The organism is Armatimonadota bacterium, from assembly GCA_037138755.1.
In the GTDB taxonomy this organism is placed as follows: domain Bacteria; phylum Armatimonadota; class Fimbriimonadia; order Fimbriimonadales; family Fimbriimonadaceae; genus Fimbriimonas.
This window is the reverse complement of record JBAXHT010000001.1, coordinates 1727308-1751194: the sequence shown is the minus strand read 5'-3', so window position 1 is coordinate 1751194 and position 23887 is coordinate 1727308. Positions and strand designations below refer to the sequence as shown.

Here is a 23887-nt window from a genome sequence, read left to right as displayed (position 1 = left end):
ACCCGGCGAGACGCCGGGGATACCTTAATATTCCCGATCAACCAATCGACCCGGCTGAGGCACCGGATACTTTCCGTTCGCTCCGGGCATCAGTGGCGAATCGGATTGGTACGTCAGCTTATCCACTCCAGGCGCAAACTCGTGCTCGCAGTTCAGCATTTGGTCGAAGGTCACTACTTGGGCGGTGTGTGCCGCCATGCGGCCCATCGCCGTCGCAAGGCTTGCATGAACGCCACGCTTGACTTCGTTGTAGGCCGTATTCGCACGGATATTCTTCACCAGCGTGTTCCACTCGTTCTGATACGGGTTGCTCTTGTCGGTCGCGATCCAAGTTGGGGTGCCAGTCATCGTTTGGTTGGCAAAAGTCGCCGACGGCCCATTGCAGTCTCCGCTCCGCGCTGCGATTGCCGAGCCCTTGGTGCCATGAATGTAGCTTGAGAACACTCCGTGGGCACCCTCGACACAGCGACCATCGAAGATGAACTTGGTTCCGTCTTCAAAGGTGTATTCAACTGAGTACGAATCAAAGTTCTGATCAATCAAAGGAACTCCATCGGAGTTTGTTCGGTAGTGGCGCCCACCCATTCCCTGCGCGCTCACTGGCCAGGCATTCTTCATCCAAGAAAGATGATCGACGTGGTGGATGTAGAAATCGCTAAAGCATCCACCTGAGGCCCAGAGAAAGCTGTGGAATCGCCGGATCTGATACTCCAAGTGAGTCATGCCGTCTGGCTTCGGCGTCGACTCGAACGAGGCGGCAGGGCCGTGCATCCGGTAGCCGCGCAGAAGAAGAATTTCTCCGAGATCGCCGTTCGTCACCTTCTCGTGCAGTTGCTGAAGTCCGACCGAGTGGCGCGACATGAGGCCGACCCCGATCTTAAGCCCAGCTTTCTCAGCTTCTTCTGCCAACGCCAGCATCTTGCGAGCCGAAGGTCCGTCGGTGCTCACCGGCTTCTCCATGAAGATATTGAGCTTCTTCGAAATTGCGTACTGGAAGTGAACCCAACGGAACGCGGGAGGTGTGGTCAGAATGACGATGTCGCCTGGCTTGAGGCAGTCCATCGCTTCTTTGTAAGCATCAAAACCGAGGAACTGCCGATCCTTTGGCAGATCCATTTTCGCTTTGAATCCTTTTTCAAGATTCCCGACGCAATCGTTCATGCGGTCTGCGAATACGTCAGCAACTGCCACCAGCTTGAGGGTCTGCCCGGGAACCGACATTGCGTTTGCCGCCGCCCCGCCGCCGCGTCCGCCACATCCAACCAGTGCGACCTGGATCGTTTCGTCGTTGCTCATGTGAACATTTCCGAATCCTAGCGAAGGCAATAGTGAGCCTGCGGCAAGGGTTCCAGATGCTTTGAGCAAGGTGCGGCGCGAAGGAAGTTTTGGGTTCTCGAAATCCATAGTTGATTGCCTCGATGCGGTTCAACTGAACGATACCGCATCTTGGAGGAGGGATTAGTTACTCTTTCGCGTGCGCTCCATCGCGACTTCTGAATTGGAGAATCCGAGACCTTCATAAAACCCACTGACTCCGTCCCTGCCCGCTCTCAGCACCCAAGTCATTTCTTCGCCGTCGGCCATCATGTGGTTCATCAAGGCTGTGGCGATGCCCTGGCGGCGATACTCGGGATGGACGACGACCATGGAGATGTAGGCGTTGTACCACCCATCGCTGATCGCTCTGATGAAGCCAACGACTTTGGAATCACTGACCGCCACCAATGCGAAGTGCGATCGATGGATCACCTCTCGAAATCTATCAGCATCCCGCAGTCGGGCACCCCAACCATTCGCAAGGAGCAGTGCTCTTACTACTTCGATTTCACCGTCTCCGATTCGCCTGATCTCGATGTTTTCAGAGTTTCCAGATGTCACTGAGTTAGTTTGACGCATGGTTAACCAACGTGGCGTAAAGGAAGATCAAGACTTGCTGAGAGCAGTGTGATGCTAGCAGACCTGTCGAGGAATCCCTAAAATGCAAGACACAATCGAACTCAAATTCGACCTCCTTCGACGTGCTTATATTGCTTTCAATGCGCGGAACATCGACGCAGCCCTGGCCATAATGGCATCCGATATTTCCTGGCCTCGTGCTTTCAAGGGCGGCCATGTGACCGGACGTGAAGAAGTTCGAGCCTATTGGACTGAGCAATGGTCCGAAATCGATCCCAAAGTCGAGCCCGTGGAGTTTGCATTTTCGCCTGACGGCGCTGTGGTCGTCACAGTCCACCAGGTGGTCAAAAGCCTTGAGGGAGACGTGCTTGCAGATGCCCAAGTGAAACACACTTTCCAATTCGCAGGCGATCTGATTCTCTCAATGGACGTCGTTGCCGACTAGCTTCTGTCGAGAAGCAAAGTCAGGGCCCGTATATCCTCGACGCAGCCACCCCAAACGCCGCCGCTAAAGTGTTGAACTAGAGCCCATTGCTGGATGTAGTCCGGAAGATACGGGTCGCGCTCCAAGTCGGTCCGAGTCGCGCGAGATTCTAAATCGATGAGAGCATCGATGGAGCCGATCATCGTCTTTGTGTCGAGCTTGATTTCGATCATGTCTCCGTCCTGAAGTTTCCCGAGCGGTGATCCGGGGACCAGTGCTTCGGGAGAAACGTGGCCGAAGCATGGGCCAGTCGTAACGCCGGAGAAGCGGGCATCGGTGATGAGGGCGCAGTCAGAGAGTTCGGGGACGCCTTTGAGAGCGGCGGTGACCTCATAGGTTTCTGGCATCCCCGCGCCGAGGGGGCCTCGGCACATGATGATGACGACCTCTCCAGGTTGGATCGTGCCGTCCTTCACGGCTTGAATCGCACTGGCCTCATTGGTGAAGGTCCGGCAAGGGGCGACCTTGTGATAGACGCCGTTCACATCGAGGAGTCGGGGATGGATTGAAGTTGCCTTGACAACGCTGCCCTCGGGGGCGATGTTTCCCGTCGGATACGCAACCGTGGAGGTGAATCCCAATTGTTTGGCTTTAGCAGCCGGAAGAATCACATCGTCGGGCTCCACACCGTCTTCTTGTTGAAGTCTTTCGCGCAAGATCCGGCGTCGCTCTGAATTGCGCCATGCCTCTAGGTTCTCGCCCAGTGTGTGGCCGGTGACTGTTTTTGCCTCTAGGTCGAGGAGCCCAAGTTCGGCGAGATGGAGCATCACTTCCGGGACACCACCCGCCATAAAGACTCGAACGGTGGGGTGTACCCCGGTTGGGAGGCAGTCCACAATCCGCGGAGCCTTGAGGTTGATCTCCAGAAAATCTTCTCGAGTCGGGCGCCGCAGCCCGGCGGCGTGGGCAATTGCCGGGATGTGCAGCAGCAGATTCGTTGAGCCGCCCATCGCTGCGTGAATCACCATCGCGTTCCGAATCGACGCCTCGGTGAGAATGTCCTTCACGCCAATCCCTCGATCACGTAGCTGGACGATAGCACTAGCCGAATCGCGAGCTAGGTCAGTCCAGATGTCAAACCCGCTTGGCGCAAGAGCGGAGTGGGGCAATGCCAGTCCCATTGCCTCGGCGACACACTGCGCGGTCGCCGCCGTTCCAAAAAATTGGCAACCGCCGCCGGGAGTCGCGCAGGCTTTGCAGCCCAGATCTTGGGCTTGGTCCAGGTTCACCAGACCTTTGGCAAACCGGGCCCCGAGGGATTGGATGGTTCCTGCATCTTCGCCTTCTTCGGGCGGAAGGGTGACTCCACCGGGGACGATGATGCCGGGTAGGTTGCCCGGAAACTGGCGAAGTGAAGCGATGAGCATCGTCATCGCCGGGAGTCCTTTATCGCACGTTGCGATTCCAAGTACGCCCTCGGCACAAGGAATTCCTCTCAACTGAGTGGCCAGCGACTTGTAGATGATATTGCGTGATGCAAGGCTGATGTTTGCCCAGATGGTGCCTTGAGTTCGCCCGTCGCAAGTGTCGCTGGTGTAAAGGGCGAAAGGGAGCTGTCCCAAGTTCTTGAATTCTTGAGCGGCGGTTTCGACGAGCTTGTAGAGTTCGTTGTGTCCAGTATGCGCACCCAGAGCCGCTCCCGGCCAACCGCCAAGGGTGCTCAGAATGACCATGTTTGGGTCGGTCGCTCCGCTACCCTTTCCGCTCATTCCGGCGTTTTGCGAGATGCCAAAAAGATCGCCACTCGGCCGGTTGAGTAGATCATCCGGTGTGTAATCGAGCGAACCGTCAGGGCCTGGGCTTTTGAGGGGGAAGTCGAGGTTCGACGTTCGGAAAAGGTGTTCACTCATGGCTTAGAAGTTGAACTCGACGATTTTTGTTGTCGCGTCGATTCGGCCGAGTTGTGGGCTGTCGATGATCACTTTATCTCCGGCTTGGAGGGAGAATTCGACGGGGGGAATGATACCGGTTCCGGTGAAGAGCGCGAAGCCTTGAAGGAAGTAGCCAAGGCCATTAGGTGCAAGGGTTCTGGCGTGTCGCACGAGACTTTCTGGCGTGCGCTTCATCGTGGCGCTCGAGTATTCATCGTAGTACAATTGCACTCCATCCCGTAATACTTCCATCGAAATCCTTACTTCAAGTCCAGGATCATAGATCGTGAACCAATGACATAGGGTTGTGCACCCCGGATAAGTCTTGGCAGCTGGGAGGTAAAGGGGGCTCAAGCTTTCTAGTTGCCTTGCGGTAGTATCCGAACCCACGGTGTGAGCAATTATCTCCCCGTAACGGTTGATCAATAGAACTCTCTCCGGCTCTGGAACGCTTGACCCCATGCCTCCGCCCGGAGCACCGTCTGGCCGGATCCAGATTTCGTTGTCTGGCGCGATGTGTCCATCAGCCGTCGCTTTAAAAAATACTTCGGGTGGATTGTTTGTATCGTAAACAACATCGTAAGGAGTAGCCCTCCCGTCATCGCTAACTGAGTCAAGCGAGCCCATCCGAAGTGTCTCAAGTCGTCGTTCCCTGAGTGAGTTGGCAAAGGTAACTCCGGCCCCGAGCACCGGTGTGATCCCCGGAAAGATGTTTGGAAGCAGCAAAGTGTCGTCTGAAAAATTGAAAGGCTCGGCTGCGGAGCGACAAACCTCAAAGAACTCTTCAGCCCGGAGTTGCTGACGGGCAAAGGGCGCAAGCTGACCGTCGGTATCAGCAACGAAAAACATCCCTTCTGGGCGTCTCACAATCATTCCCTCAGCCGTGTGCGCAAACGAAATCGCCATCTCAAATCATTACACCCGAACAAATTTACTGGCACCCTAGCAAAATGTGGATAACTCCGCTATAATCAACCTCAATGCTGAACGGCAAGTCTTTGAAGGGAGTTTTCAACGCGATCAATTCGCTTGGTCTTTCGCTTCTTGGGATTCTTAGCGTCCTCCTTATTGGGCTTATTATTACGCCTTAAACCTGGGAAGACCAACAGCAACACGAATCGGTCTTCCCAAACGGGAAGACCGATTTTTTTTGACATCTCGAAGATGAGTCTTGTCAAAGTCGAGTGACGCAGTTGTCGCGAAAACGAGCCCGATGATGGGCTACGGGAGACTATGCAAGATGAATCGATCTGGAGCAAAAATAGTGATGGAGGCCCTGAGCCGACACGGGATAGGCACCTTCTTTGGCTACCCCGGCGGAGTGGTGCTACCTCTTTATGACGAAATTCTGAACTGGCCGGAGATCCGGCATATCCTGGTGCGGCACGAGCAGTGCGCCGCCCACATGGCCGATGGTTACGCCCGGGCGACCGGCAAGGTCGGCGTCTGCCTCGCCACCAGTGGGCCAGGAGCCACCAACCTCGTCACCGGAATCGCGACCGCGATGATGGACAGCATTCCAATGGTCTGCCTCACCGGTAACGTGAATAGCTGGGCGATTGGAACCGATGCGTTCCAAGAGACCGATATCCAGGGCATCACCATCCCGATTACCAAGCACAACTACTTAGTCAAAAATGTTGCCGATTTGCCTTACATTCTGGAAGAGGCGTTCTACCTTGCCAACACAGGTCGAAAGGGACCCGTTCTGGTCGACATTCCCAAAGATGTGTTCATCGCCAAGACGGAGAACCCGTTCCCAGATACCATTGTACGGCGCGGCTACATCCCCTCGGCGCCGATCAACCCAACCAGCTTTGAGCGAGCGGCGAAACTACTCGCCGAAGCGAAGCAGCCGATCGTCATCGCCGGTGCGGGAGTCATTTGGTCAAACACCTGCGACGCCCTCCAAGAGCTTGTGGAAAAATGTGATCTCCCTGTCATTTCGACTCTGCTCGGGCTAGGAAACATCCCGCGCCAAGACCCACGCTCGCTCGGAATGATGGGAATGCACGGCGAAGTCACGGGAACTCTTGCCGTCCAAGACGCCGACCTCGTCATCGGAATTGGGATGCGATGGGATGACCGTCTCACCGGCAAGGTCGCGGGATTTGCGCCCGCCGCGAAGATCATTCATTTCGACATTGACACTTCCGAGTTCTCCAAGATCGTAGAAACCGAAGTCGTGATCCCCGGCGATCTCGCCGAGTCGCTTCCCGAATTCGTCAAGTCTGTTGCTCCAAAGACGAACCCCGAATGGTGGAAGAAGATTCGCGTGATCCAGGACGCCAACCCAATCGTCGTCCCCGAGTCTCCCAAGTTCCTCGCCCGCCACGTGCTGGATGAACTGAACCGATCAACGGGAAGTGAGGCCTTCGTCAGCACCGATGTTGGTCAGCACCAGATGTGGACCGCTCAGCAGTACCTGTTCAAGCGCCCCTACCAGTGGCTATCATCCGGCGGACTCGGAACCATGGGCTTCGGCTTTCCGGCGGCGATGGGCGCGGCATTTGCTAACCCCGGTGCAGAAGTTTGGGCGGTCGTCGGCGACGGTGGATTCCAGATGACTCTGCAGGAGTTGCAAACTGCGGTTGAGAATCAGCTTGACGTCAAGATTTGCCTCATCAACAACGGCTTCCTCGGCATGGTTCGCCAGTGGCAGGAGCTGTTTTATGAGAACCGCTACAGCCACGTCGCAATGGGCTCACCCGACTTTGGCAAACTTGCCGACGCCTATGGCGTGACATTCTTCCGATGTTCGTCCCGAGCCGACCTAGCTGAAACGTTCGAGCAAGCTCGAAAAGCGAAGGGGCCCGTCCTCTGCGAGTTCATCGTTGAGATGGAAGAAAACGTGTTCCCAATGGTTCCCGCCGGAGCGGCAAACGACGACGTGATCAGCGACCCTGATCTCCCCAAGAAGCAAGAGGTGCACGCATGAGCACAACACTACACACCATCACCGCCCTCGTCCACAACGAGTCAGGAACCCTAAACCGCTTGGCTTCCCTCTTCCGCCGCCGCATGTTCTCGCTTTCGAGCCTGAACGCCGGCGATTGCGAACAGGAAGGCTTTAGCCGAGTGACGATGGTCGTCGAGGGCGATAACAACTTGCTTCGTCAATGCGTTCGACAGCTTGACAAGTTGGTCGATGTTGTCGAAGTTGAGGATTTGCCGCAGGCGGCCTCGGTTCAGCGCGAGCTCGCCTTCTTCGAGGTCTCGGCGACGCCCGAAAATCGGCGGCAAGTGCTCGACATCGCCGACGCGATGCGATGCGAAGTTGTTCACATGGAGCCCGAAACCATCACCCTCCAAGTCTCAGCCGAACCAACTCGGATCGACCACATCAATACGCTACTTGCCCCATTTGGGATCAAGCAACTCGTCAGGAGCGGCCTCGTCGCGATCAGGGTGCGCAACTAACAAGCAACTCCCAACTCCACACTCCCAACCCCTACCAAACCATGGCAACCATTTACTACACCAAAGACGTCAACCCCGAGCTGATTAAGTCGCTCAAAGTCGCCATCATCGGCTACGGCTCGCAGGGCCATGCCCACGCTCTTAACCTCAAGGACTCGGGAGTCGAGGTCTGCACCGCTCTCTACGAAGGCAGCAAGAGCTGGGCGAAGGCGGAAGAAGCTGGCCTGCCCGTCAAGACCGTCGCCGACGCCACCCAGTGGGCAGATGTCCTTATGTTCTGTGTCCCCGATGTTCCGATGGCGAACATCTACAAAACCGGCGTTGAGCCGCACCTCCGCGATGGCCAGCTCCTGCTATTCGCTCATGGACTCAATATCCACTTCAACCTCATCGAGGTTCCCGCGAACGTCGATGTCGCGATGATCGCTCCTAAAGGTCCTGGACACCGGCTCCGCGCCGAATATGTCGGCGGAGCCGGAATGCCCTGCCTCATCGCGATCCACCAAGACCCCTCCGGAACTGCAAAACAGAAGGCACTCAGCTACGCCTGGGGAATTGGCGGTGCCCAAGCCGGAATCCTCGAAACCACATTCAAGGAAGAAACCGAAACCGACCTCTTCGGCGAGCAAGCCGTCCTCTGCGGCGGCCTTTCGGAGTTGATCAAGGCAGGCTTTGAGACACTCGTCGAAGCCGGCTACCAGCCGGAGGCCGCCTACTTCGAGTGCCTGCATGAGACCAAGCTGATCGTTGACCTGTTGTACGAAGGCGGCCTCAACTACATGAGATTCTCCGTCTCCGAAACCGCCGAATGGGGCGACTACGTCGCCGGAAGCAAGGTCATCAACGCCGAATCTCGCGCCGCGATGAAGGGGCTCCTCAAGGACATCCAGGACGGCACCTTCGCCAAGCGATGGATCGCCGAAAACGAGGCTGGGCTACCCGAAATGAACCGTATTCGCGCCGAAAACCGAAGCCACCAGATCGAGAAAGTCGGTGCCGAACTTCGCGCAATGATGCCATTCATCAAAGCCAAAGTCGCCCCATGATCGCCCTTTCCCCCGATCTGGAAGCGTATCTGCCGAGGATACGCAGCACGGCGGTTTACAACGTCGCCAAGCGAACCGCCACCGAGTTCGCCACGGTTCTGAGTCAACGGCTCGGGAACCGGGTGTGGCTCAAACGAGAAGACCTGCAGCCGGTATTCTCGTTCAAACTCCGCGGAGCGTACAACTTCCTCGCCAAAGCCGACCCGGCTCTCTTGGCAAAAGGGGTTGTCGCCGCTTCGGCGGGCAACCACGCCCAGGGCGTCGCGCTCGGCGCGCGAATGCTGGGGATCGAAGCCACAATCGTGGTTCCCGTCACAACTCCGGCTGTGAAGGTCGAAGCAATTCGAAGACTCGGGGCAAACGTGATTCTCCACGGCGACACCTACGACGAAGCGTTCGCTCACGCCAAAGAGTACGACCTCCTCTTCGCCCACCCCTACGACGACCCCGACGTGATCGCGGGGCAGGGGACAGTCGGGCTGGAGATCATCGAGGATATGCCCTTGACTCCCGACGCGGTCTTTGTTCCGGTGGGCGGAGGCGGGCTGCTCGCCGGAGTTGCGCTTGCCGTCAAAGCACTGAGCCCGACCACCAAGGTTTATGGGGTCGAGCCGGTAGATGCGGCGGCAATGTACCACTCGCTTGAGTCGGGCAACCGGGTTCGTTTGGATGCCGTCGGTTTGTTCGCCGACGGCGTCGCCGTTCGCCAAGTGGGCGAAGAGAATTTCCGTATCTGCCAAGAGCTAGTTGATGGCGTCATCCTCGTTGAAAACGACGACATCTGCGCGGCGATCAAAGAAGTCTTCGAGGATCGCCGCGCGGTTCTGGAGCCCAGCGGAGCCCTTGCCTACGCAGGGCTCAAGGAGTGGGCAAAAACCACCCAAGCGTCGGAACTGAACCTAGTCGCAATCGCCAGCGGGGCAAACCTCAACTTCGACCGCCTCCGCCATATCTCCGAACGCGCCCAAATCGGAGATCGCCGGGAGGCGATCTTTGCCGTCCACATCCCCGAAAGGCCAGGTGCCTTCGTTCAACTCTGCGAGGCAATCGGAAATCGACTCGTCACCGAGTTCAACTACCGGTACGGAGACGCCGAGCAGGCCACCGTCTTCGTTGGAATCGAAATCACCGACCAGAAAGACCGAGCGCAGATTTCGCACAATCTGCTCACCAGCGGATTCGACAGCATCGACCTGACCGACGACGAACTGGCGAAGACCCACATCCGGCACATGGTCGGTGGTCGCACATCTAAAAACCTTCAAGAAAGGTTTGTCCATGTCGACTTCCCTGAGCGCCCCGGCGCGCTCCTCAAGTTCCTCACCGGGCTCGGCTCCGGCTGGAACATTAGCCTGTTCCACTACCGAAACCATGGCACCGACCGGGGACGTGTCCTCGCCGGTATCCAGATTCCCGCCGAAGACCAAGACCTGTTCAACAAGCGTCTCACCGACCTCGGCTACACCTACACCGAAGTCACCGACCAACCCTCCCTCAAGTTCTTTTTATGAGCACATTTGACGTCAAACACAAATCTCGAACCATCTCCGAAGGGAGCGACAAGACTGCCAACCGCGCCATGCTTCGGGCGATGGGCCTAGGGGATAAGGAGCTTGCCCAGCCTTGGGTGGGTGTCGCGACCGTCTGGAGCGAGGCGACGCCTTGCAACGTGAACCTTGACTACCAGGGGATCAAGGTTGCCGAGGCGATCAACGCCGACGGCGGCACGGCGCGGCGGTTCAACACCATCTCAGTCGCCGACGGAATCGCGATGGGGCACGATGGAATGCGGATGTCGCTCATCAGCCGCGAAATCATCGCCGACTCGGTAGAGGCAATGATGCGCGGGCACTGCTACGATGCGTTGGTTGGCGTCGCGGGGTGCGACAAGAGCCTGCCGGGAATGCTGATGGTCATGGCTCGGCTCAATGTGCCTTCGGTCTTTCTCTACGGAGGAACGATTATGCCTGGACGGCATCGGGATAAAGACGTGACGATCCAAGACGCTTTCGAGGCGGCGGGATCGTTTGCCGCCGGGAAGATTGATGCCGCCGAACTGCACTCGGTCGAGTGCGCGGTCTGCCCGGGCGCGGGAGCCTGCGGAGGGCAATACACCGCGAACACAATGGCTTGCGTCGCAGAGGCTCTCGGCATGACCGTGCTTGGTTCCAGTTCGCCCCCGGCGGAGTCTGCGGAGCGGCTCGAGTTCTTGGAGAAGACTGGTTTGCAGGTTCTGGAGTCTTTGCGGGCAGGGATCCTACCCCGACAGATCCTTACCCGAAAGGCGTTCGAGAACGCGATTATGGTTGGAGCCGCCACTGGTGGATCGACGAATATTGCTCTGCATATCCCCGCGATCGCCCACGAAGTAGGGATCGAGATCACGCTGGACGACATCGACCGGATCAGCCGAGCAACTCCAACTCTCGCAGACCTGCGCCCAGGCGGGCGGTTTGTGATGCTCGATATGCACAAGATTGGCGGGGTTCCGGTGGTGCTGAAGGCGCTGTTAGAGTCGGGGCATTTGCATGGCGATTGCCTTTGCGTCAATGGAAAGACGATGGCAGAAAACCTAGAAGGCATCGCGCTTCCTGATGGCGAGGTCGTTCGAGACAAAGATCACGCCGTCGAGGCAACGGGCGGCTTAGTCATCGTTCGCGGGAACTTGGCACCAGATGGCGCCGTGATTAAGACGACCGGCGTTAAGAAATTGGTCCACACCGGTCCAGCCCGGGTGTTTGATGGCGAAGAGGCGGCGATGCGTGCCGTTCAGAACCGAGAGATTCTGGCGGGTGATGTGGTGGTCATTCGCTACGAAGGACCAAAAGGCGGGCCGGGAATGCGGGAGATGCTTGGGGTAACAGCGGCGATTGTCGGGCAGGGGCTGGGCAACGATGTTGCCTTGTTGACCGATGGGCGGTTTAGCGGAGCGACGAAGGGACTGATGGTAGGCCACGTTGGTCCTGAGGCTTTTGATGGAGGGCCGATTGCCTTGGTGCAGACCGGGGATCTGGTGACGGTGGACGCCGAGGCGGGCGTCTTATCGATGGCGGTTTCGGATTCGCAGTTGGCGACTCGACGCTTGGGCTGGAAACAGCCGGAGCCGTATCCGAACGGGGTTTTGGCGAAGTACGTGAAGCTGGTCGGTCCGGCTTGCCGTGGTGCGGTGACGCATTGAAACAAGTCTCCCTCTGAGATCAGAGGGAGTACCACGTTAGGGGGGAGGGAGTTGATTGCCGACCAGCTTTCTCACTCAGAAGCTCAAAAAGCTACTAAGCCTTCAACTCTCCCGGTTCGCTTCGCTCACCCTCCACGAAGAGCGTGCTTTTGGAGCACCCTTTTCGCAGACCCTCCCTCTGATCTCAGAGAGGTACTGCGTACTACTGATCGCACCAACGATAAGCGTCGATCACCTTGCGCTCGCCTTCTTTGCCACGTTGGCTGTTGCCGTGTTCCATTCCCAGAACACCGGTGAAGCCCTTTGCCTTAATGTGGCGGAAGACGTTCTGGTAGTTCACTTCTCCGGTCAGGGGCTCGTTGCGGCCGGGGTTGTCGCCGATTTGGAAGTATCCGATTTCGGAGTAAGCGGCGTCCATGTTGGGAATCAGGTTTCCTTCGTGGATTTGCTGGTGGTAGAGGTCCATAAGCAGCTTGCAGCTCGGAGAATTGACGGCTCGACATATCTCGAAACCCTGGGCCATCTTATTCAAAAATAGACTCGGATGGTCGCGGTAGTTGAGGGCTTCGAGCACCATCACCAACCCGTGCGGCTCGAAAATCTCGCTTGCGTAGCGCAGAGACTCAATGACGTTGGCTGTCTGGTATCCCATCTCCATGTTGTAGGAAATGGTTCCAGGCACGACGGTCATCCATTTGGCGTTTACCCGCTTCGCGCAGTCTACAGCCACTCGACATTCGTCAAGAAACTTCTTTCTCGAATCCTCCTTTCCGGTCGTTAGCGTGGCACTCCAGGCAGTTCCGAGGTTGACCACGAAAACGCCCATAGTGATCCCGAGATCGCTCATTGTCTTGGCAAGTTTCGCTTGGTCCTCAACTGGACGGCCCGCCATCCCATTATCTTCCCAGGCATGGAATCCCTCGTCGGCAGCAAACTTCAGCTGGTCGAGATCCGACTTTGCGTGGTTCGAGAACATTCCAAAGTGGGGGGCGTACTTAGCCTTGAATTTTTCGCCTCGGAGGGAGTTGCCGATTTCTGTGATTGCATCCATTTTGTTCACGCCGAGGGCGGCTCCCGCCGCCATCAGCTCTCGTCTCGAAAGATCCATCAGTACACGCCTTTAGTTGTTCCGGGGACGGCTACCGGGGGAACTGGGAGGTCATTGAACCCAAGCGGATTTGGCATCAGGCTAACCTGCGAGTTCAGCGCCTTCTCCCAGGTGATCTCTTCGCCTGAGTAAGCGCTCATTCGGCCCATGATGGCGGTCAGGGTGCTCTCGGCAACTTGGACGCCTTCGTTGAATCCTTCGTTTGCCTTGATCGACTTGTAGAGACGCCCGTGCTCCAAGACATACGGATTCGGACGATCACCCTCAAAGCGCCAGTTCTTCTCGCCCTTGATGCTGGTATTAGCGTTGCTTTGACCCTTCGAACCGATGATCTGCTCGGAGACTCGTGAAGCGCAGCCGTCGGCTTGGCGGCAGTAACTCATCATTTTGACGCCGTTGGCGTACTCGTACTCGGTTGCGAAGTGGTCGAATACGTGTCCGTATGCCGCGTCCGTTCGGGTTTGGCGACCACCCATCGAAGTTGCCTTCACCGGATGGGTTCCCATGACCCAGTTACAGACGTCTAGGTTATGTACGTGTTGCTCAACGATGTGGTCTCCACCAACCCAGGTGTAGTAGAGCCAGTTTCGAATTTGAGTTTCGACGTCGGACCACGATGGCTGGCGAGGGTTAAGCCAGAGCCCGCCTTGGTTCCAGTAACAGTTCATCTGCAGAACGTCGCCCATTGCGCCATCTTTGATCGCCTTAATGCACTCATTGTAAGCAACATCATGCCTTCGTTGCGTTCCGGCCACGACACTGAGGTTCTTAGATTTGGCAAGTGCGGCGGAAGCCATCACCGACCGGATCCCGGGGCCATCGACTGCGACAGGCTTCTCCATGAAGACGTGCTTGCCCGCAGCAACTGCGGCGGCGAAATGGATGTGCCGAAACGCAGGAGGAGTGGTCAGAATGACAACGTCGACGTCCTCGGCCAGCACCTGCTTGTATGCATCAAATCCGCTGTAGAACCGACCACCGACTTGGCAACGACCCTTCAAATCGTTCTTCAGTCCCGTCAGCGCACCCTCTAGCCGATCTCCGAAAAGGTCCGCGACCGCCCATACAACAGCCCCCGGCTCCGCGGCGAGATTGTCTCGGATCGCACCGCTGCCACGACCTCCACATCCAATCAGTCCCACCTTAATGGTCGGTTTATCTTGAAAAACACCGCCCGCAAAGGACGTGCTGCTGAGTGCTGCGGCAGCTCCGCCGACGAGCACTTGGCGTCGAGTGATATCCATCACTCGCTAGGTTATCCCACTACTTTGTGCAAACGAGTCGCAAACCGATAAATTGTCCGTTTGCCAACCACCATTTGCTTTTGGGAGTCTGTGGATCAGCCTCATTCCATTTCGGAGTGGAGGGCTGCCAGTATTCTTGTTTGAGGTCGACGGGCTTCGTTTTCCAAGAGCCTCCGGCAACGCCGTACTCTTCCTTGTCAAGCGTCCACTCGGCGACGTTTCCGAAGCAGTCGAAAAGGCCGAAGGCGTTTGGCTTCTTGTTCGCGATTTTATGGGTGGTGTCTTCGGCGTTATCCCAGTGCCAGCTTGTTTCGTCAGGCTTTTCGGGGCTGGCTCCAGCAAGGTACTCCCATTCTGTGCGAGTGGGTAATCGGTAGTTCTTTCCTGTCTTCTTGGAGAGCCACTTACAGAACTCTTGAGCAGAGTTCAGGGAGATACATATTGCCGGAAATTCGTGGTGACCGAAGCCGGTGAAGATCACTGCGTAAGGGCGACTTGGGCGCGAAATCGCGTCAGGGCGGACGGTGGTTTGCTCTTCGATCGTCTGATCCTTTTGGAGGAACCAAACCTCGTAGACTTCCCAGGTCAGCTCTGTCTGGGCGGCGTAAATGTCCTTGATCTGGGTGCCTTTGTGCAATCCGTCGGGGATTCGCACCATCTTGAAGCTAGCGCCGTTTTGAGGGAAGGTTTCGGAGAATATGTCCTGCTGGAGAGCGGCGGCGGCAAGGAGCGTTGTGAGCATCTTGGATTCAGATTTTAGACGAACCTGGGTTTACTCAGGTTCGTGGAAGATCTACTCATTATGCTCAGCCGGAGGCGGATTGGGCGTATTCGTCCTGGCTGTTCAGGACATTTCAACCTATTCTTCAGAGGATTTCCGCTCGCTCCGTTCGGGGAAGTAGTAGATCGCTCGCACATTCTCAAGGCTTGTTGGCGCAGTCGTTTCCTCACCTGTCTCTGAAAACCACTTCATCTTGCGGAGCTTCTCATTTGAAACTCGGATGCTTCCAGATTCGACTCTGGCTAAAGGAGGCTCCAACACACCAAAGGCACCTCCGACCTGGAGGTGCGTCAGCACCCAAGGCTTGTCAAACATCTTTCCGCACCGGATACCATCCGCGTCGGAGCCGCATTTGACAACGTATCCGCTAGCCATGTAGCGGTTCATCAACCAGTAAACCGCACCGATCACCGTTACACAGCCAAAAGCGAACTTGAAAACGGTTACAAAACAAGAGTTGGAGCTTGGAGGAGTCGGTTTCATTCGTTCACTGTGCTGACAGGACTTGGCGGAACCATTCGTTTAGTTTGTCCCAACTTCGGAATTCTTTTCGTTCACCTTTTTGTGGTCTCAGCCGCTCGATTGCAGTCCACAGCCATGGGTGAAGGATCGGATCGCGCGGACCAGCGAAGCTTTCCGGTGCCGATTTCTTGAACATGATGAGTCGATCAATCGCCTCGCGGACATCTTCCTCATGCAAGCATTTTTCCACCAACTCCTCAAAACGAACAGCGGGCCAACCGGGCTGAGTTTCCAGCCATCGACACGCCAAGATCGGACGGATCACGTAGAGGTACTTCTTGAGCGAGACGGTTTCACCTTTCAGGTTCCGTTCAAGATTAGTCTGCGCCATGCTCCAGTAGTGGTGTCGAGCCGCGACAGGTTGGAAATACTCTTTCGCAAGCTCTCTCAGCTGCGAAGTAAGCCGAGAATCCTCTCGATACAACTCCGTTGTGGTCAGCCACTCCATGATCGACGGATTGCATTTGTGCATTAGCTTGAGCGCTTTTTTCAGGTCCCAACCAACAACATCGAGATCGTTCGGAAGAGACTCCTCGATCACATCACGAAACTCGTCGAGCCGCAGGTAGTCCTCGTGTTGACGCGCATAAACGAATCGCACATCCCAATCCGAATTCGCACTTTCAAATCCCCAAGCTCGGCTACCAGACTCAACGGCAAATAGCACCCGAATCTGTTCCTGGCTTTCGATTCGAGCCAGTTGACCCAGAATTTCGTCTCGCATCAGCCGCTACTCTTCATTGCCTCGCGCATTCGCGCCTCAGCTTCGCCTGACCAGTAACCGCACTCAAGTTGGAAGAAAACCGATGTGTAGGGCTGGATGTGCGGAGTCTTGATCAGTAGAACTTTGAACGTCTTCCCCGCCTCGTCGAGCTTGGCGATGATGTCCTCATGCATCTCGCGAGACACGGCTTTTCCTTTGAGCATCTCATCGAGTGACTTGCGATAAGCTGTGATTCCCTTTGCATCTCGTTCCGGGACGAACTGCAATTCCTTGTCCACCATGATGTTCGGTCGAACGTGCTTCGTCTTATTGAGTGCCGACATGACCACTTTAACGGCCTCAAGTTGGGACATGTTAACCGTGATTGTTTCGATTCCCAGTGCGGTTTGGAGCGGGTAAGCCGAGTCGGCGACCACGATCCAATTTCGGTGCCCGAGTGCGGGAAGTTTTGCCTTCAGCATGGTCTCGAGCGAAGGGGCTTGAGCGATGGCAGAGGCGGCCAACAGCAACATTGGAAGAAGAAAATGAGCCTTCATGCTGACACTATAGGCGCAGAGTCCCTACCTTCGCAAGTGTCGTTGGCTAAACTGGCACCGTGCTTCTCGCCACTGCTGTCGTGATGTCGAACCTCGCCCGAATCGAACGAACCCCAACCGAGCTGGTGCTCACCAATGGGCTGGTCGAACGCCGAATCCATTTGGATCGATTCGTCACAACCACTTCCCTGCGTCGATTGGATACGGGAACCGAGTTCGTTCGCTCGGTTGAGCCAGAGGCGGTTTTGCAGATCGATGGCAAGGCGGTGCTGCTCGGAGGAACATCGGCTCCGCCGAATCGAGCGTTTCTCGACCCAACCTGGCTCAAAAAGCTGAAAGCTGATGAAAAATCGCTACGCTTTGTAGGGCTGGAAGAGGTTCCTTTGATGAAACCAGTACCGCATCAAAACACAGAGAAAGCTCCGTGGCCGCCAAAAGGTAAGGCTGTGATGCTCTACTTCAAGAGCGATCTCTTGGCCGCGGCAGTTCGGTATGAGGTTTACGACAATCTGCCCGTGTTTGCGAAGCAGGTCGAAGTCGTGAACCGGGGACCTGCGACCGTCCGGCTTGAGAAGATTTCGAGCGAGCGGTTGAGCGTTGTCGAAGGCGAAAGCAACGTAGAAGCCGCTCGTGCCTGGCGGCTGCCTAATCTCACCGCGTTGACGGACATGGCGTTTGGTGGAGGCACGGTTGACGCGGGTTCGGCCGTTCATTGGGAGCTCGACCCTCGGTATGACACCCAGGTCAGCTACGAGCTGAAGACTCCTGCGGTATTGGACATCCATCCGCCGGTAGGACCGGGCCTTGATCTGACCCCCAACCAGAACTTCAAGTCGATCAGATCGTATTTGGTGCTTCATGCTTCAGATGAGCGAGAGAAGAAAACCCTGGACGTCCGTGGGTTCTTCCGCAGTTTTGCCCCATGGACAAACCAGAATCCCCTCATGCTCCATATCGTCTCAACCGATGACACCAAGGTTCGATCCGCTATCGACCAGGCGGCAGAATGTGGCTTCGAAGTGGCGATTCTCAGCTTTGGCAGCGGGCTAAACATGGAGGACACCTCACCGGAGAACATCAAAAAGTTCAAGAGCCTCCGCGAATATGCAACCTCTAAAGGCGTGCGATTGGGGGGCTATTCCTTGCTGGCCAGTCGCCGGATTGACGAGGAGAATGACGTCATCAATATCAAAACGGGAAAGACAGGTGGAACCATCTTCGGAAACTCGCCTTGTCTCTGCTCTCAGTGGGGCTTACAGTATTTCGAACACCTCAAAACGTTCATATCAGAGACCGGATTTGAGGTTCTGGAACACGACGGAAACTACCCGGGAGACGCATGTGCCTCGACAACTCACCCTGGTCATCGCGACTACCAGGACTCGCAGTGGAAGCAGTGGAAGTTAATCACCGATTTTTACGGATGGTGCCGCTCGAATGGCATTTTTCTGAATGTGCCAGACCTGTACTTCTTGGCGGGGTCGAACAAGACAGGAATGGGCTACCGGGAGACGAACTGGTCGCTTCCCCGTGAGCAGCAACATATCCATGCTCGCCAAAACCTCTTCGATGGGACTTGGGACAAAAACCCTTCGATGGGATGGATGTTTGTTCCTCTCGTGGAGTACCACGGTGGCGGAGCTGCGGCCACGATTGAGCCTTTGAAAGATCACCTGTTGGACTATGAGCTCCACTTGGCAAACAACTTTGGATTTGGAGCCCAGGCTTGCTATCGAGGCATGAGGCTTTATGATTCGCCCGAGACGAAGGCGTTGGTTGTGCGGATGGTGACCTGGTACAAGAAGTATCGAGATATTCTCGAGTCAGACGTCATCCACCTTCGGAGAGCGGACGGGCGTCGCTTGGACTTCATTTTGCACTTGAACCCCGCTTCATCCCCGAAGGCGATGCTAGTGGCTTACAATCCGACTGGGCAGCGCCTAAGCGAAGTCATCAAAGTTCCGGCGAGCGGTTCTTCTGTTAAGGTGAGCGAGCGGGAAGGCAAGCCGGTGTCCCAAAAGGTGATCGACGGGCACATTCAAATCAAGCTGGACATACCCGCCAAAGGCTGGACCTACTATCCGATCAACTAGCCGCCGTACCCCTTTGCTCGTATCTCCGAAAGCTTCCTTCGTCCAACAGTAAATCGTTGCGTCTCGTTCATCATCGTTTCGTCGATCGGTGACAGAAGAGTCTTTCCACCGACCATGTAGTATTGAGTTCCGAATCTTTGTCGGTGACCCATGTTTAGGAGCATTCGGTCGTAGCTCGCGGCGGCGAGCCATGAGCCAGATTTGGCTCCGAGAATCATGCTGATGACGCTGAGTTCGTGGGCAAGGGCATAGTCGTCGAACTCGCCGCCATGCTGGCAGACCAGGGCGGCGTTGAAGTAGTCGGCGGCGGTGGTGAGATTCCCTTTAGCGACGAGCTTTTTGATTTGAGCCAGCCGTTGCGCGTCGCCCTTGGCGATCAGCTCGAAGTCTTTGGGTTTGAGTTTGCTCCAATCTTGGTCTCGCGCCTTCTGGTCAGCGGCCATGATTGCTTCGATTTCTTTGCTGTCCTTTGAGGACTTCGCCCGCCGAACGGACGCTTCAGCATCTCGCCAAAACTGAGTCACGCCTTTCGGAGCAGATATGACGCGATACAGTCCAGGATAACTGATCTTCGAATCATTACCGAACCCAAATCGCTGATTACGACCCAGGCTAATGACGAGCTCATCCCAAACGGCTGGAAGTGACTTTCGAGCGACGGCATCGTCGAGCCTCAATGCTGTGAGGTTCAACTCGTAGCGAACCCGTACGCCTTCGAAGAACCGATTGGGAACTTCAAAGAGCGCGGCGGCCGTACGGAAATCAGAACCTGACTTGAGTTTGTCACCGCTGATGAGCGACTCAAGAGCCAACTGCGCTTCGGAGTACAGCTTGGACTGCTCCTCTGGTTTGGCGGTCTTCGCGATGTCGACTTTCTTCTGAACGTCGAAAATGGTGATGTCGTCGACAAGCAACTTGATCGCAACAAGAGCAAACGGGATTGTAACCATATAAGCACTGTACCATTATTTCAGAAATGATGCAACTAGCTATAATGAATTTGTGAAGTCCAAGGGGCTGCTGGATTCTGAGAGCGATGTGAGAGACATCCAGAAGCGCGTGAGTGCTGAGGTGATTGGTGCTCGGGTTCGCCGTGAACGCATTGCCCACGGCATCTCAATCCGCGATCTCGCTTCGAGGGCAAATCTCTCTCCTCACTCGATTACTAGGCTTGAGGCCGGGCAGCCCTTTCGGGCGATTACATTGGTGAAGGTCTGCGCGGCTTTGGAGATCCACGTTGATCGCATTGCAGAAGCGATCGAAGATGATGTCGCGGCAAAGCATTCGCTGGCCGACAACCGCTGGCACTTGCTAGACGGCTATGCCGAAGGGTTTATGGGAGGCGGCGATGGGGTGGTTCCCCCTGAGGATCGCAAAAAAATAGCGGTGAGTGCAGGACAAAATCCGCTCGTCATCCTGAAGAGTCGGCTTGACGCAGGAACTCTGCTCAGTACAGTTATCGAAGTTCACGTCCCGAGTGAGGCCCGATCACACCCTGGCGAAGAGTTAGTTTATGCGCTCGCCGGTCCCGTTCAAGTGACAGTCGCTGGTCGTGCGTACTACCTCGAAACGGGTGAATCACTCGTCTTTTGGGGTACCGAACCGCATTCCTATGAGCCCATCGGCGAGATCGTCGGGCTAATTCTTTCTGTTAGGGCCCGAGCTTAGCGGCGGAGTCTCAGCAGCTTGGTTAAACTCGCATAAGCCGCCTTTCGACCGTAGTTTGCATCGAGAATCAACGCCGCTCCGCGAGTACCGTTCGTGAAACTCGGTATCCAACTGCGGCGATCGGTGATTCCCCACATTTGGATACCCTTGCATCGCGTACTGAACAGACCGAGTTTAAACACATTGTCGTAAACCTTGGACTGAACCACGAGATCAGATGCAGTGACGGGCACGAGACCGAAAAGAGGGTTGTTCGATGGGTACTGCACCACGGGCATCGAGATATCCAATTCGGTGATTTGCCAATCATAGTTGTTCAGCTCAAACTTGTTGACGACTTGATAGTGAGCATCGTTTGGCGCGATGGACTCGTTGATCCAAATGTGATACTGCAGCCCTATCCCGTCAACCCTTAAGCCGTTTTGGCGAACAAAGTTGCAAAGAGCGATCGCTGAGTCCGCTTTCCAGCCGCCGCGCTCCAGGTTATAGTCGTTGTAGTAGAGCTTTGCGTCCGGGTCGGCTTCGGCCGCATATTGGAATGCAAGAAGAATGAACTGGGAGCCGAGTTTGCGATACCAGAACGAGTCTCTCAAGTTAAATGGTCGCGAGTTTTGGCTGTCAGCAATCGCCTCGTTGATCACATCCCACATCGCGATTTTGCCTTTGTACCGACCAGCGGTGGCATATATGTAGTCGCGCAGGAGGCCTCTGACTTGTTGGGTGGTCAGCTGCGACTCCATGTCGAGTAGCCACTGGGGAGTCGTATATCCAGGCTCGTTAGGATAGAGCAGGACGTGCCCGCGAACCTTCATTCGGTTGGCCTGAGCCCATCCGGTTTGCCCTGGAGCGCCGAGCAAGTAGTCGGGCTTTGAGAAGTCGTAGTTGTTGATCCCTTTCCAGATGGAGGCCGGTTTTAGATCGTTCTCGGGTCCGATCATGTTAAGATTTTTGACGAGAGCATTTCGATATGAACCATTGTCGGCGTTTTCTCTGATCAAATCCGACTGGATTGCGGCGCTTAGCGTCAGATTGATTCGGTCGGCGTCCCGGCGTAATCCGATTTGGGACGACTGTCCGGCAAGAACTGCACATGTCATTGCTGCGATCATCATCTAGTAACCCTAAGGCGAATCTTAGCAGGTTTCTTGCCGAACCGGGTTGCTAGTTTTTTCGGGTTTGCCGCGTGGCGCAAGTTGGACAAACTCCGAATCGGGCGTTGTAGACCGATTGGCAGCATTGGCAAAATAAGTCGCCGTCGGGGTCGACTTCAGGAACCTCGGTGTTATCGTACTGGCCCTCCAGGACCAGCTCTCGAAGATCCTCCAGGTCGTACTTACCCGGGCCAAACTTCTTGTAGACATAGATTCCAATGCTTGCCAAAAACGGCGGGACGGCGAGAACCAACAGCACCCGGGAAAGCAGTCCTGTCGGCCAGAGTAGTCCACTTGCCATGAAAAACAGGGCACTGATTGCCACAAGTTGGAGCGGCTTGACGCGTTTCAAAGGGTTAGTCCTCGTCTCGCGAGTAGCCGCTAGAACGGTCCAGGTTTCGATAACGGGCAAAGGCAGGCTGGAAGCCGAGCATCACTTTTCCGACCGGGCCGTTTCTATGTTTGGCGATGATCACCTCGGCTTCCTGGACTTCCTCGTACGACTCGATCTCCGGCTTGTGCTCTTCCTTCGCCTTGTAGTAAGAATCTCGATAAAGCAGCATAACCATGTCAGCCTCCGCCTCAATCGAACCCGACTCGCGGATGTCTGAGAGTTGGGGACGTTTGTCGTCACGGTTCTCCACCGCTCGCGAGAGCTGGGAAAGGGCGATGACCGGGATATCCAGCTCTTTCGCCATTGATTTACACGAGCGCGCGATTTCGGATATCTCTTGAACGCGGTTCTCGGTTTTCTTGGAACCACGCATGAGTTGGAGGTAGTCGATGATGACCATATCAAGCCCATGCTCCGCCTTCAGGCGGCGACACTTTCCACGCATCTCCATAGGGGTGGTGTCACTGGCGTCGTCGATGTAAATCGGCATCGAATAAAGCGATTCGCAGGCATCGGCGAGCCCAAGATACTGCTTCTCCGAGAGGCCCTTGTCGGACTTGAGCACGCCCATCGAGATTCCACTGACCATGGAAACCATACGCCGCGTGAGCTGAATTGAACTCATTTCGAGCGAGAAAATGGCAATCGTTCCCTTCTTGCCTTCTCGCCGAACGCCTTGGGCGACGTTAAGGGCAAAGTCCAAAACCAACGAAGTTTTTCCCATCGCTGGTCGGGCTCCGATGATGACGAAGTCGCCAGGGTAGAAGCCGGTGGTGATCCGGTCGAGGTCAATAAAGCCGGTAGGGAGTCCGAACAGGGGCTTGCCGGTTTCGACAATTTTGTCGACGTCAACGAAGAACTCCTTCGCGAGAGACGAAACGTGGGCAAACTGCTTTCCGAGCCGCCGTCGACCGACTTCAAAGATTTCCTGCTCAGCTCGTTCCACCTTGTCGTCGACCGTATCAATGTCCGGATTGACGACATGACCCTGGATGTTTTTCGCAGCAACATCAAGCCTACGCAAGGTTGCCATGTCGATGACGATGTCTGCGTAGTATTTTGCGTTCGAGATCGCCGGTGCCTGCAGCTCGATGTCGAACAAGTAGCTCTGTCCACCAACTTCGGTTAGTAAACCCCTCTCCTGGAGCTCAACCCGAACGGTCAGGTGGTCAATTTCTCGGTGATTCGAGTTCAGCTGACGAATTGCCCGGAAGATGATCGCGTGGGCCGGACGGTAAAAATCGTCCTCATTGAGAACCGCAAGAACTTCATCAACGGCCTTCGGCGATTGCAACATGCACCCAAGCACCGCCATCTCAGCCTCAATGCTATAGAGGGCTTGGCGGGAAAGGGGGTCGACGATCACTCCTCAAAGTATAAACCTTTCGAAGCGGATTCAGTCGCGAAGTTGCCCCCAACAATACGGGGAAAACTTTACGCAGAAAGGTCAACTCGCCGAACGCCGAGCATCGCAAGAATCTTTTGCCAGACTGAGGGCCTGGTTGCCGGAATTACAGCTTCCATCAGGCCGGGGCATCGCTCAAGAAGGTCGTCAAACGAACTCGCAATCGCAATTGGATCATTCTCAAACTCGCCGTGCCAGGAACAAACGAAACAAGAACTGACTTCAACCGAATTGATTCCTCCACAAAGCGGGCAGACCTTAAACTGGGTTGCGAGTGAGCTTGCGGAGCGGCTGATGTCTTCCATGACCAAGAAAACATCATTGGCTTTTCGAGTCTCAAAATCAATGGCTTCGTTGCGATCCATG

The 23887-nt window shown here is 55.8% G+C and carries 24 protein-coding genes; 8 read left to right on the top strand and 16 right to left on the bottom strand.

The window, feature by feature from the left end; all coding sequences use genetic code 11:
• Positions 1-24: 24 nt before the first annotated feature.
• Together WCK51_08290 and WCK51_08285 are read right to left on the bottom strand one after the other, a co-directional pair.
• A complete protein-coding gene (locus WCK51_08290) occupies positions 25-1404 on the bottom strand; it encodes a Gfo/Idh/MocA family oxidoreductase (protein MEI7576878.1) in 1380 nt (459 codons plus the stop codon).
• A 54-nt stretch (positions 1405-1458) separates the two neighbouring features.
• Positions 1459-1878, bottom strand: a complete 420-nt coding sequence (locus WCK51_08285; protein MEI7576877.1) for a GNAT family N-acetyltransferase — start codon at positions 1876-1878, stop codon at positions 1459-1461.
• 100 nt (positions 1879-1978) lie between these two features.
• Here WCK51_08285 and WCK51_08280 point away from each other — a divergent pair, with 100 nt between their 5' ends.
• Positions 1979-2341: a nuclear transport factor 2 family protein gene (locus tag WCK51_08280; GenBank protein MEI7576876.1), complete on the top strand. Its 363-nt coding sequence runs from the start codon at positions 1979-1981 to the stop codon at positions 2339-2341.
• Here WCK51_08280 and WCK51_08275 read toward each other — a convergent pair.
• The 3 genes from WCK51_08275 to WCK51_08265 form a co-directional block, all read right to left on the bottom strand.
• Positions 2338-4230, bottom strand: a complete 1893-nt coding sequence (locus tag WCK51_08275; GenBank protein ID MEI7576875.1) for a YjhG/YagF family D-xylonate dehydratase — start codon at positions 4228-4230, stop codon at positions 2338-2340. The two genes, WCK51_08280 and WCK51_08275, sit on opposite strands and share 4 nt — an antisense overlap.
• 3 nt (positions 4231-4233) lie before the next feature.
• Positions 4234-5157, bottom strand: a complete 924-nt coding sequence (locus tag WCK51_08270; protein MEI7576874.1) for a hypothetical protein — start codon at positions 5155-5157, stop codon at positions 4234-4236.
• Between the two features lie 71 nt (positions 5158-5228).
• Positions 5229-5408 (bottom strand): hypothetical protein, encoded by a 180-nt coding sequence (locus WCK51_08265; protein MEI7576873.1) that lies wholly within the window; start codon positions 5406-5408, stop codon positions 5229-5231.
• A gap of 83 nt (positions 5409-5491) precedes the next feature.
• On the opposite strand from WCK51_08265, the gene ilvB reads away from it, so the two are divergent.
• The 5 genes from ilvB to ilvD are packed head-to-tail and all read left to right on the top strand — an operon-like array spanning position 5492 to position 11895.
• Complete coding sequence (ilvB, locus tag WCK51_08260) at positions 5492-7189, top strand: biosynthetic-type acetolactate synthase large subunit (GenBank protein MEI7576872.1); 1698 nt, start codon at positions 5492-5494, stop codon at positions 7187-7189.
• A complete protein-coding gene (ilvN, locus tag WCK51_08255) occupies positions 7186-7671 on the top strand; it encodes an acetolactate synthase small subunit (protein MEI7576871.1) in 486 nt (161 codons plus the stop codon). Before ilvB ends, ilvN begins: the two co-directional genes overlap by 4 nt.
• Positions 7672-7712: 41 nt before the next feature.
• Positions 7713-8717: a ketol-acid reductoisomerase gene (gene ilvC, locus WCK51_08250; GenBank protein ID MEI7576870.1), complete on the top strand. Its 1005-nt coding sequence runs from the start codon at positions 7713-7715 to the stop codon at positions 8715-8717.
• Positions 8714-10228, top strand: a complete 1515-nt coding sequence (ilvA, locus tag WCK51_08245) for a threonine ammonia-lyase, biosynthetic (protein MEI7576869.1) — start codon at positions 8714-8716, stop codon at positions 10226-10228. Before ilvC ends, ilvA begins: the two co-directional genes overlap by 4 nt.
• On the top strand, positions 10225-11895 hold the full coding sequence (gene ilvD / locus WCK51_08240; protein ID MEI7576868.1) for a dihydroxy-acid dehydratase: 1671 nt from the start codon (positions 10225-10227) through the stop codon (positions 11893-11895). The genes ilvA and ilvD overlap by 4 nt, the downstream gene beginning before the upstream one ends.
• Positions 11896-12097: 202 nt before the next feature.
• Here the strand turns inward: ilvD and WCK51_08235 are convergent, their stop codons facing one another.
• The 6 genes from WCK51_08235 to WCK51_08210 all read right to left on the bottom strand — a co-directional run bounded on the left by WCK51_08235 (position 12098) and on the right by WCK51_08210 (position 16810).
• Positions 12098-13003 (bottom strand): TIM barrel protein, encoded by a 906-nt coding sequence (locus tag WCK51_08235; protein MEI7576867.1) that lies wholly within the window; start codon positions 13001-13003, stop codon positions 12098-12100.
• Positions 13003-14247, bottom strand: a complete 1245-nt coding sequence (locus WCK51_08230; GenBank protein ID MEI7576866.1) for a Gfo/Idh/MocA family oxidoreductase — start codon at positions 14245-14247, stop codon at positions 13003-13005. The genes WCK51_08235 and WCK51_08230 overlap by 1 nt, the downstream gene beginning before the upstream one ends.
• A 19-nt stretch (positions 14248-14266) precedes the next feature.
• Positions 14267-14989, bottom strand: a complete 723-nt coding sequence (locus WCK51_08225; GenBank protein MEI7576865.1) for an SUMF1/EgtB/PvdO family nonheme iron enzyme — start codon at positions 14987-14989, stop codon at positions 14267-14269.
• A 117-nt stretch (positions 14990-15106) separates the two neighbouring features.
• Entirely contained in the window at positions 15107-15511 is a 405-nt protein-coding gene (locus WCK51_08220; GenBank protein MEI7576864.1) for a hypothetical protein, read from the bottom strand.
• A gap of 4 nt (positions 15512-15515) precedes the next feature.
• Positions 15516-16274, bottom strand: a complete 759-nt coding sequence (locus WCK51_08215) for a nucleotidyltransferase domain-containing protein (protein ID MEI7576863.1) — start codon at positions 16272-16274, stop codon at positions 15516-15518.
• Entirely contained in the window at positions 16274-16810 is a 537-nt protein-coding gene (locus WCK51_08210; GenBank protein MEI7576862.1) for an RbsD/FucU domain-containing protein, read from the bottom strand. Before WCK51_08210 ends, WCK51_08215 begins: the two co-directional genes overlap by 1 nt.
• Before the next feature lie 59 nt (positions 16811-16869).
• Between WCK51_08210 and WCK51_08205 the strand changes: the two genes are divergently transcribed.
• Positions 16870-18903: an alpha-galactosidase gene (locus tag WCK51_08205; protein MEI7576861.1), complete on the top strand. Its 2034-nt coding sequence runs from the start codon at positions 16870-16872 to the stop codon at positions 18901-18903.
• Here the strand turns inward: WCK51_08205 and WCK51_08200 are convergent.
• Positions 18900-19853, bottom strand: coding sequence for a hypothetical protein (locus WCK51_08200; GenBank protein MEI7576860.1), 954 nt, complete (start codon positions 19851-19853; stop codon positions 18900-18902). The two genes, WCK51_08205 and WCK51_08200, sit on opposite strands and share 4 nt — an antisense overlap.
• Before the next feature lie 52 nt (positions 19854-19905).
• Between WCK51_08200 and WCK51_08195 the strand changes: the two genes are divergently transcribed.
• Positions 19906-20571 carry an XRE family transcriptional regulator gene (locus WCK51_08195; protein MEI7576859.1) on the top strand — a complete coding sequence of 222 codons (666 nt, stop codon included), beginning with the start codon at positions 19906-19908 and terminating at the stop codon, positions 20569-20571.
• Here the strand turns inward: WCK51_08195 and WCK51_08190 are convergent.
• The 4 genes from WCK51_08190 to WCK51_08175 all read right to left on the bottom strand — a co-directional run bounded on the left by WCK51_08190 (position 20568) and on the right by WCK51_08175 (position 23886).
• The gene (locus WCK51_08190) at positions 20568-21683 is read right to left on the bottom strand and encodes an endo-1,4-beta-xylanase (protein ID MEI7576858.1); all 1116 of its coding nucleotides are present in this window, start codon (positions 21681-21683) and stop codon (positions 20568-20570) included. The genes WCK51_08195 and WCK51_08190 overlap by 4 nt on opposite strands.
• Before the next feature lie 49 nt (positions 21684-21732).
• Positions 21733-22074: a hypothetical protein gene (locus WCK51_08185; protein ID MEI7576857.1), complete on the bottom strand. Its 342-nt coding sequence runs from the start codon at positions 22072-22074 to the stop codon at positions 21733-21735.
• 4 nt (positions 22075-22078) lie between these two features.
• Positions 22079-23482: a replicative DNA helicase gene (gene dnaB, locus WCK51_08180; protein MEI7576856.1), complete on the bottom strand. Its 1404-nt coding sequence runs from the start codon at positions 23480-23482 to the stop codon at positions 22079-22081.
• A gap of 68 nt (positions 23483-23550) precedes the next feature.
• Positions 23551-23886 (bottom strand): hypothetical protein, encoded by a 336-nt coding sequence (locus tag WCK51_08175; GenBank protein MEI7576855.1) that lies wholly within the window; start codon positions 23884-23886, stop codon positions 23551-23553.
• Position 23887: the final 1 nt, after the last annotated feature.

Bases quoted from the DNA above. Each gene is read 5' to 3' on its own strand.
- WCK51_08270 (MEI7576874.1), bottom strand. From the start codon at position 5,157: ATGGCGATTTCGTTTGCGCACACGGCTGAGGGAATGATTGTGAGACGC.
- WCK51_08275 (MEI7576875.1), bottom strand. From the start codon at position 4,230: ATGAGTGAACACCTTTTCCGAACGTCGAACCTCGACTTCCCCCTCAAA.
- WCK51_08200 (MEI7576860.1), bottom strand. From the start codon at position 19,853: ATGGTTACAATCCCGTTTGCTCTTGTTGCGATCAAGTTGCTTGTCGAC.
- WCK51_08220 (MEI7576864.1), bottom strand. From the start codon at position 15,511: ATGAAACCGACTCCTCCAAGCTCCAACTCTTGTTTTGTAACCGTTTTC.
- WCK51_08265 (MEI7576873.1), bottom strand. From the start codon at position 5,408: ATGTCAAAAAAAATCGGTCTTCCCGTTTGGGAAGACCGATTCGTGTTG.
- ilvD (MEI7576868.1), top strand. From the start codon at position 10,225: ATGAGCACATTTGACGTCAAACACAAATCTCGAACCATCTCCGAAGGG.
- ilvA (MEI7576869.1), top strand. From the start codon at position 8,714: ATGATCGCCCTTTCCCCCGATCTGGAAGCGTATCTGCCGAGGATACGC.
- WCK51_08175 (MEI7576855.1), bottom strand. From the start codon at position 23,886: ATGGATCGCAACGAAGCCATTGATTTTGAGACTCGAAAAGCCAATGAT.
- WCK51_08235 (MEI7576867.1), bottom strand. From the start codon at position 13,003: ATGGATCTTTCGAGACGAGAGCTGATGGCGGCGGGAGCCGCCCTCGGC.
- WCK51_08280 (MEI7576876.1), top strand. From the start codon at position 1,979: ATGCAAGACACAATCGAACTCAAATTCGACCTCCTTCGACGTGCTTAT.
- WCK51_08190 (MEI7576858.1), bottom strand. From the start codon at position 21,683: ATGATGATCGCAGCAATGACATGTGCAGTTCTTGCCGGACAGTCGTCC.
- WCK51_08290 (MEI7576878.1), bottom strand. From the start codon at position 1,404: ATGGATTTCGAGAACCCAAAACTTCCTTCGCGCCGCACCTTGCTCAAA.
- ilvC (MEI7576870.1), top strand. From the start codon at position 7,713: ATGGCAACCATTTACTACACCAAAGACGTCAACCCCGAGCTGATTAAG.
- WCK51_08210 (MEI7576862.1), bottom strand. From the start codon at position 16,810: ATGAAGGCTCATTTTCTTCTTCCAATGTTGCTGTTGGCCGCCTCTGCC.
- WCK51_08225 (MEI7576865.1), bottom strand. From the start codon at position 14,989: ATGCTCACAACGCTCCTTGCCGCCGCCGCTCTCCAGCAGGACATATTC.
- WCK51_08215 (MEI7576863.1), bottom strand. From the start codon at position 16,274: ATGCGAGACGAAATTCTGGGTCAACTGGCTCGAATCGAAAGCCAGGAA.
- ilvN (MEI7576871.1), top strand. From the start codon at position 7,186: ATGAGCACAACACTACACACCATCACCGCCCTCGTCCACAACGAGTCA.
- ilvB (MEI7576872.1), top strand. From the start codon at position 5,492: ATGAATCGATCTGGAGCAAAAATAGTGATGGAGGCCCTGAGCCGACAC.
- WCK51_08230 (MEI7576866.1), bottom strand. From the start codon at position 14,247: ATGGATATCACTCGACGCCAAGTGCTCGTCGGCGGAGCTGCCGCAGCA.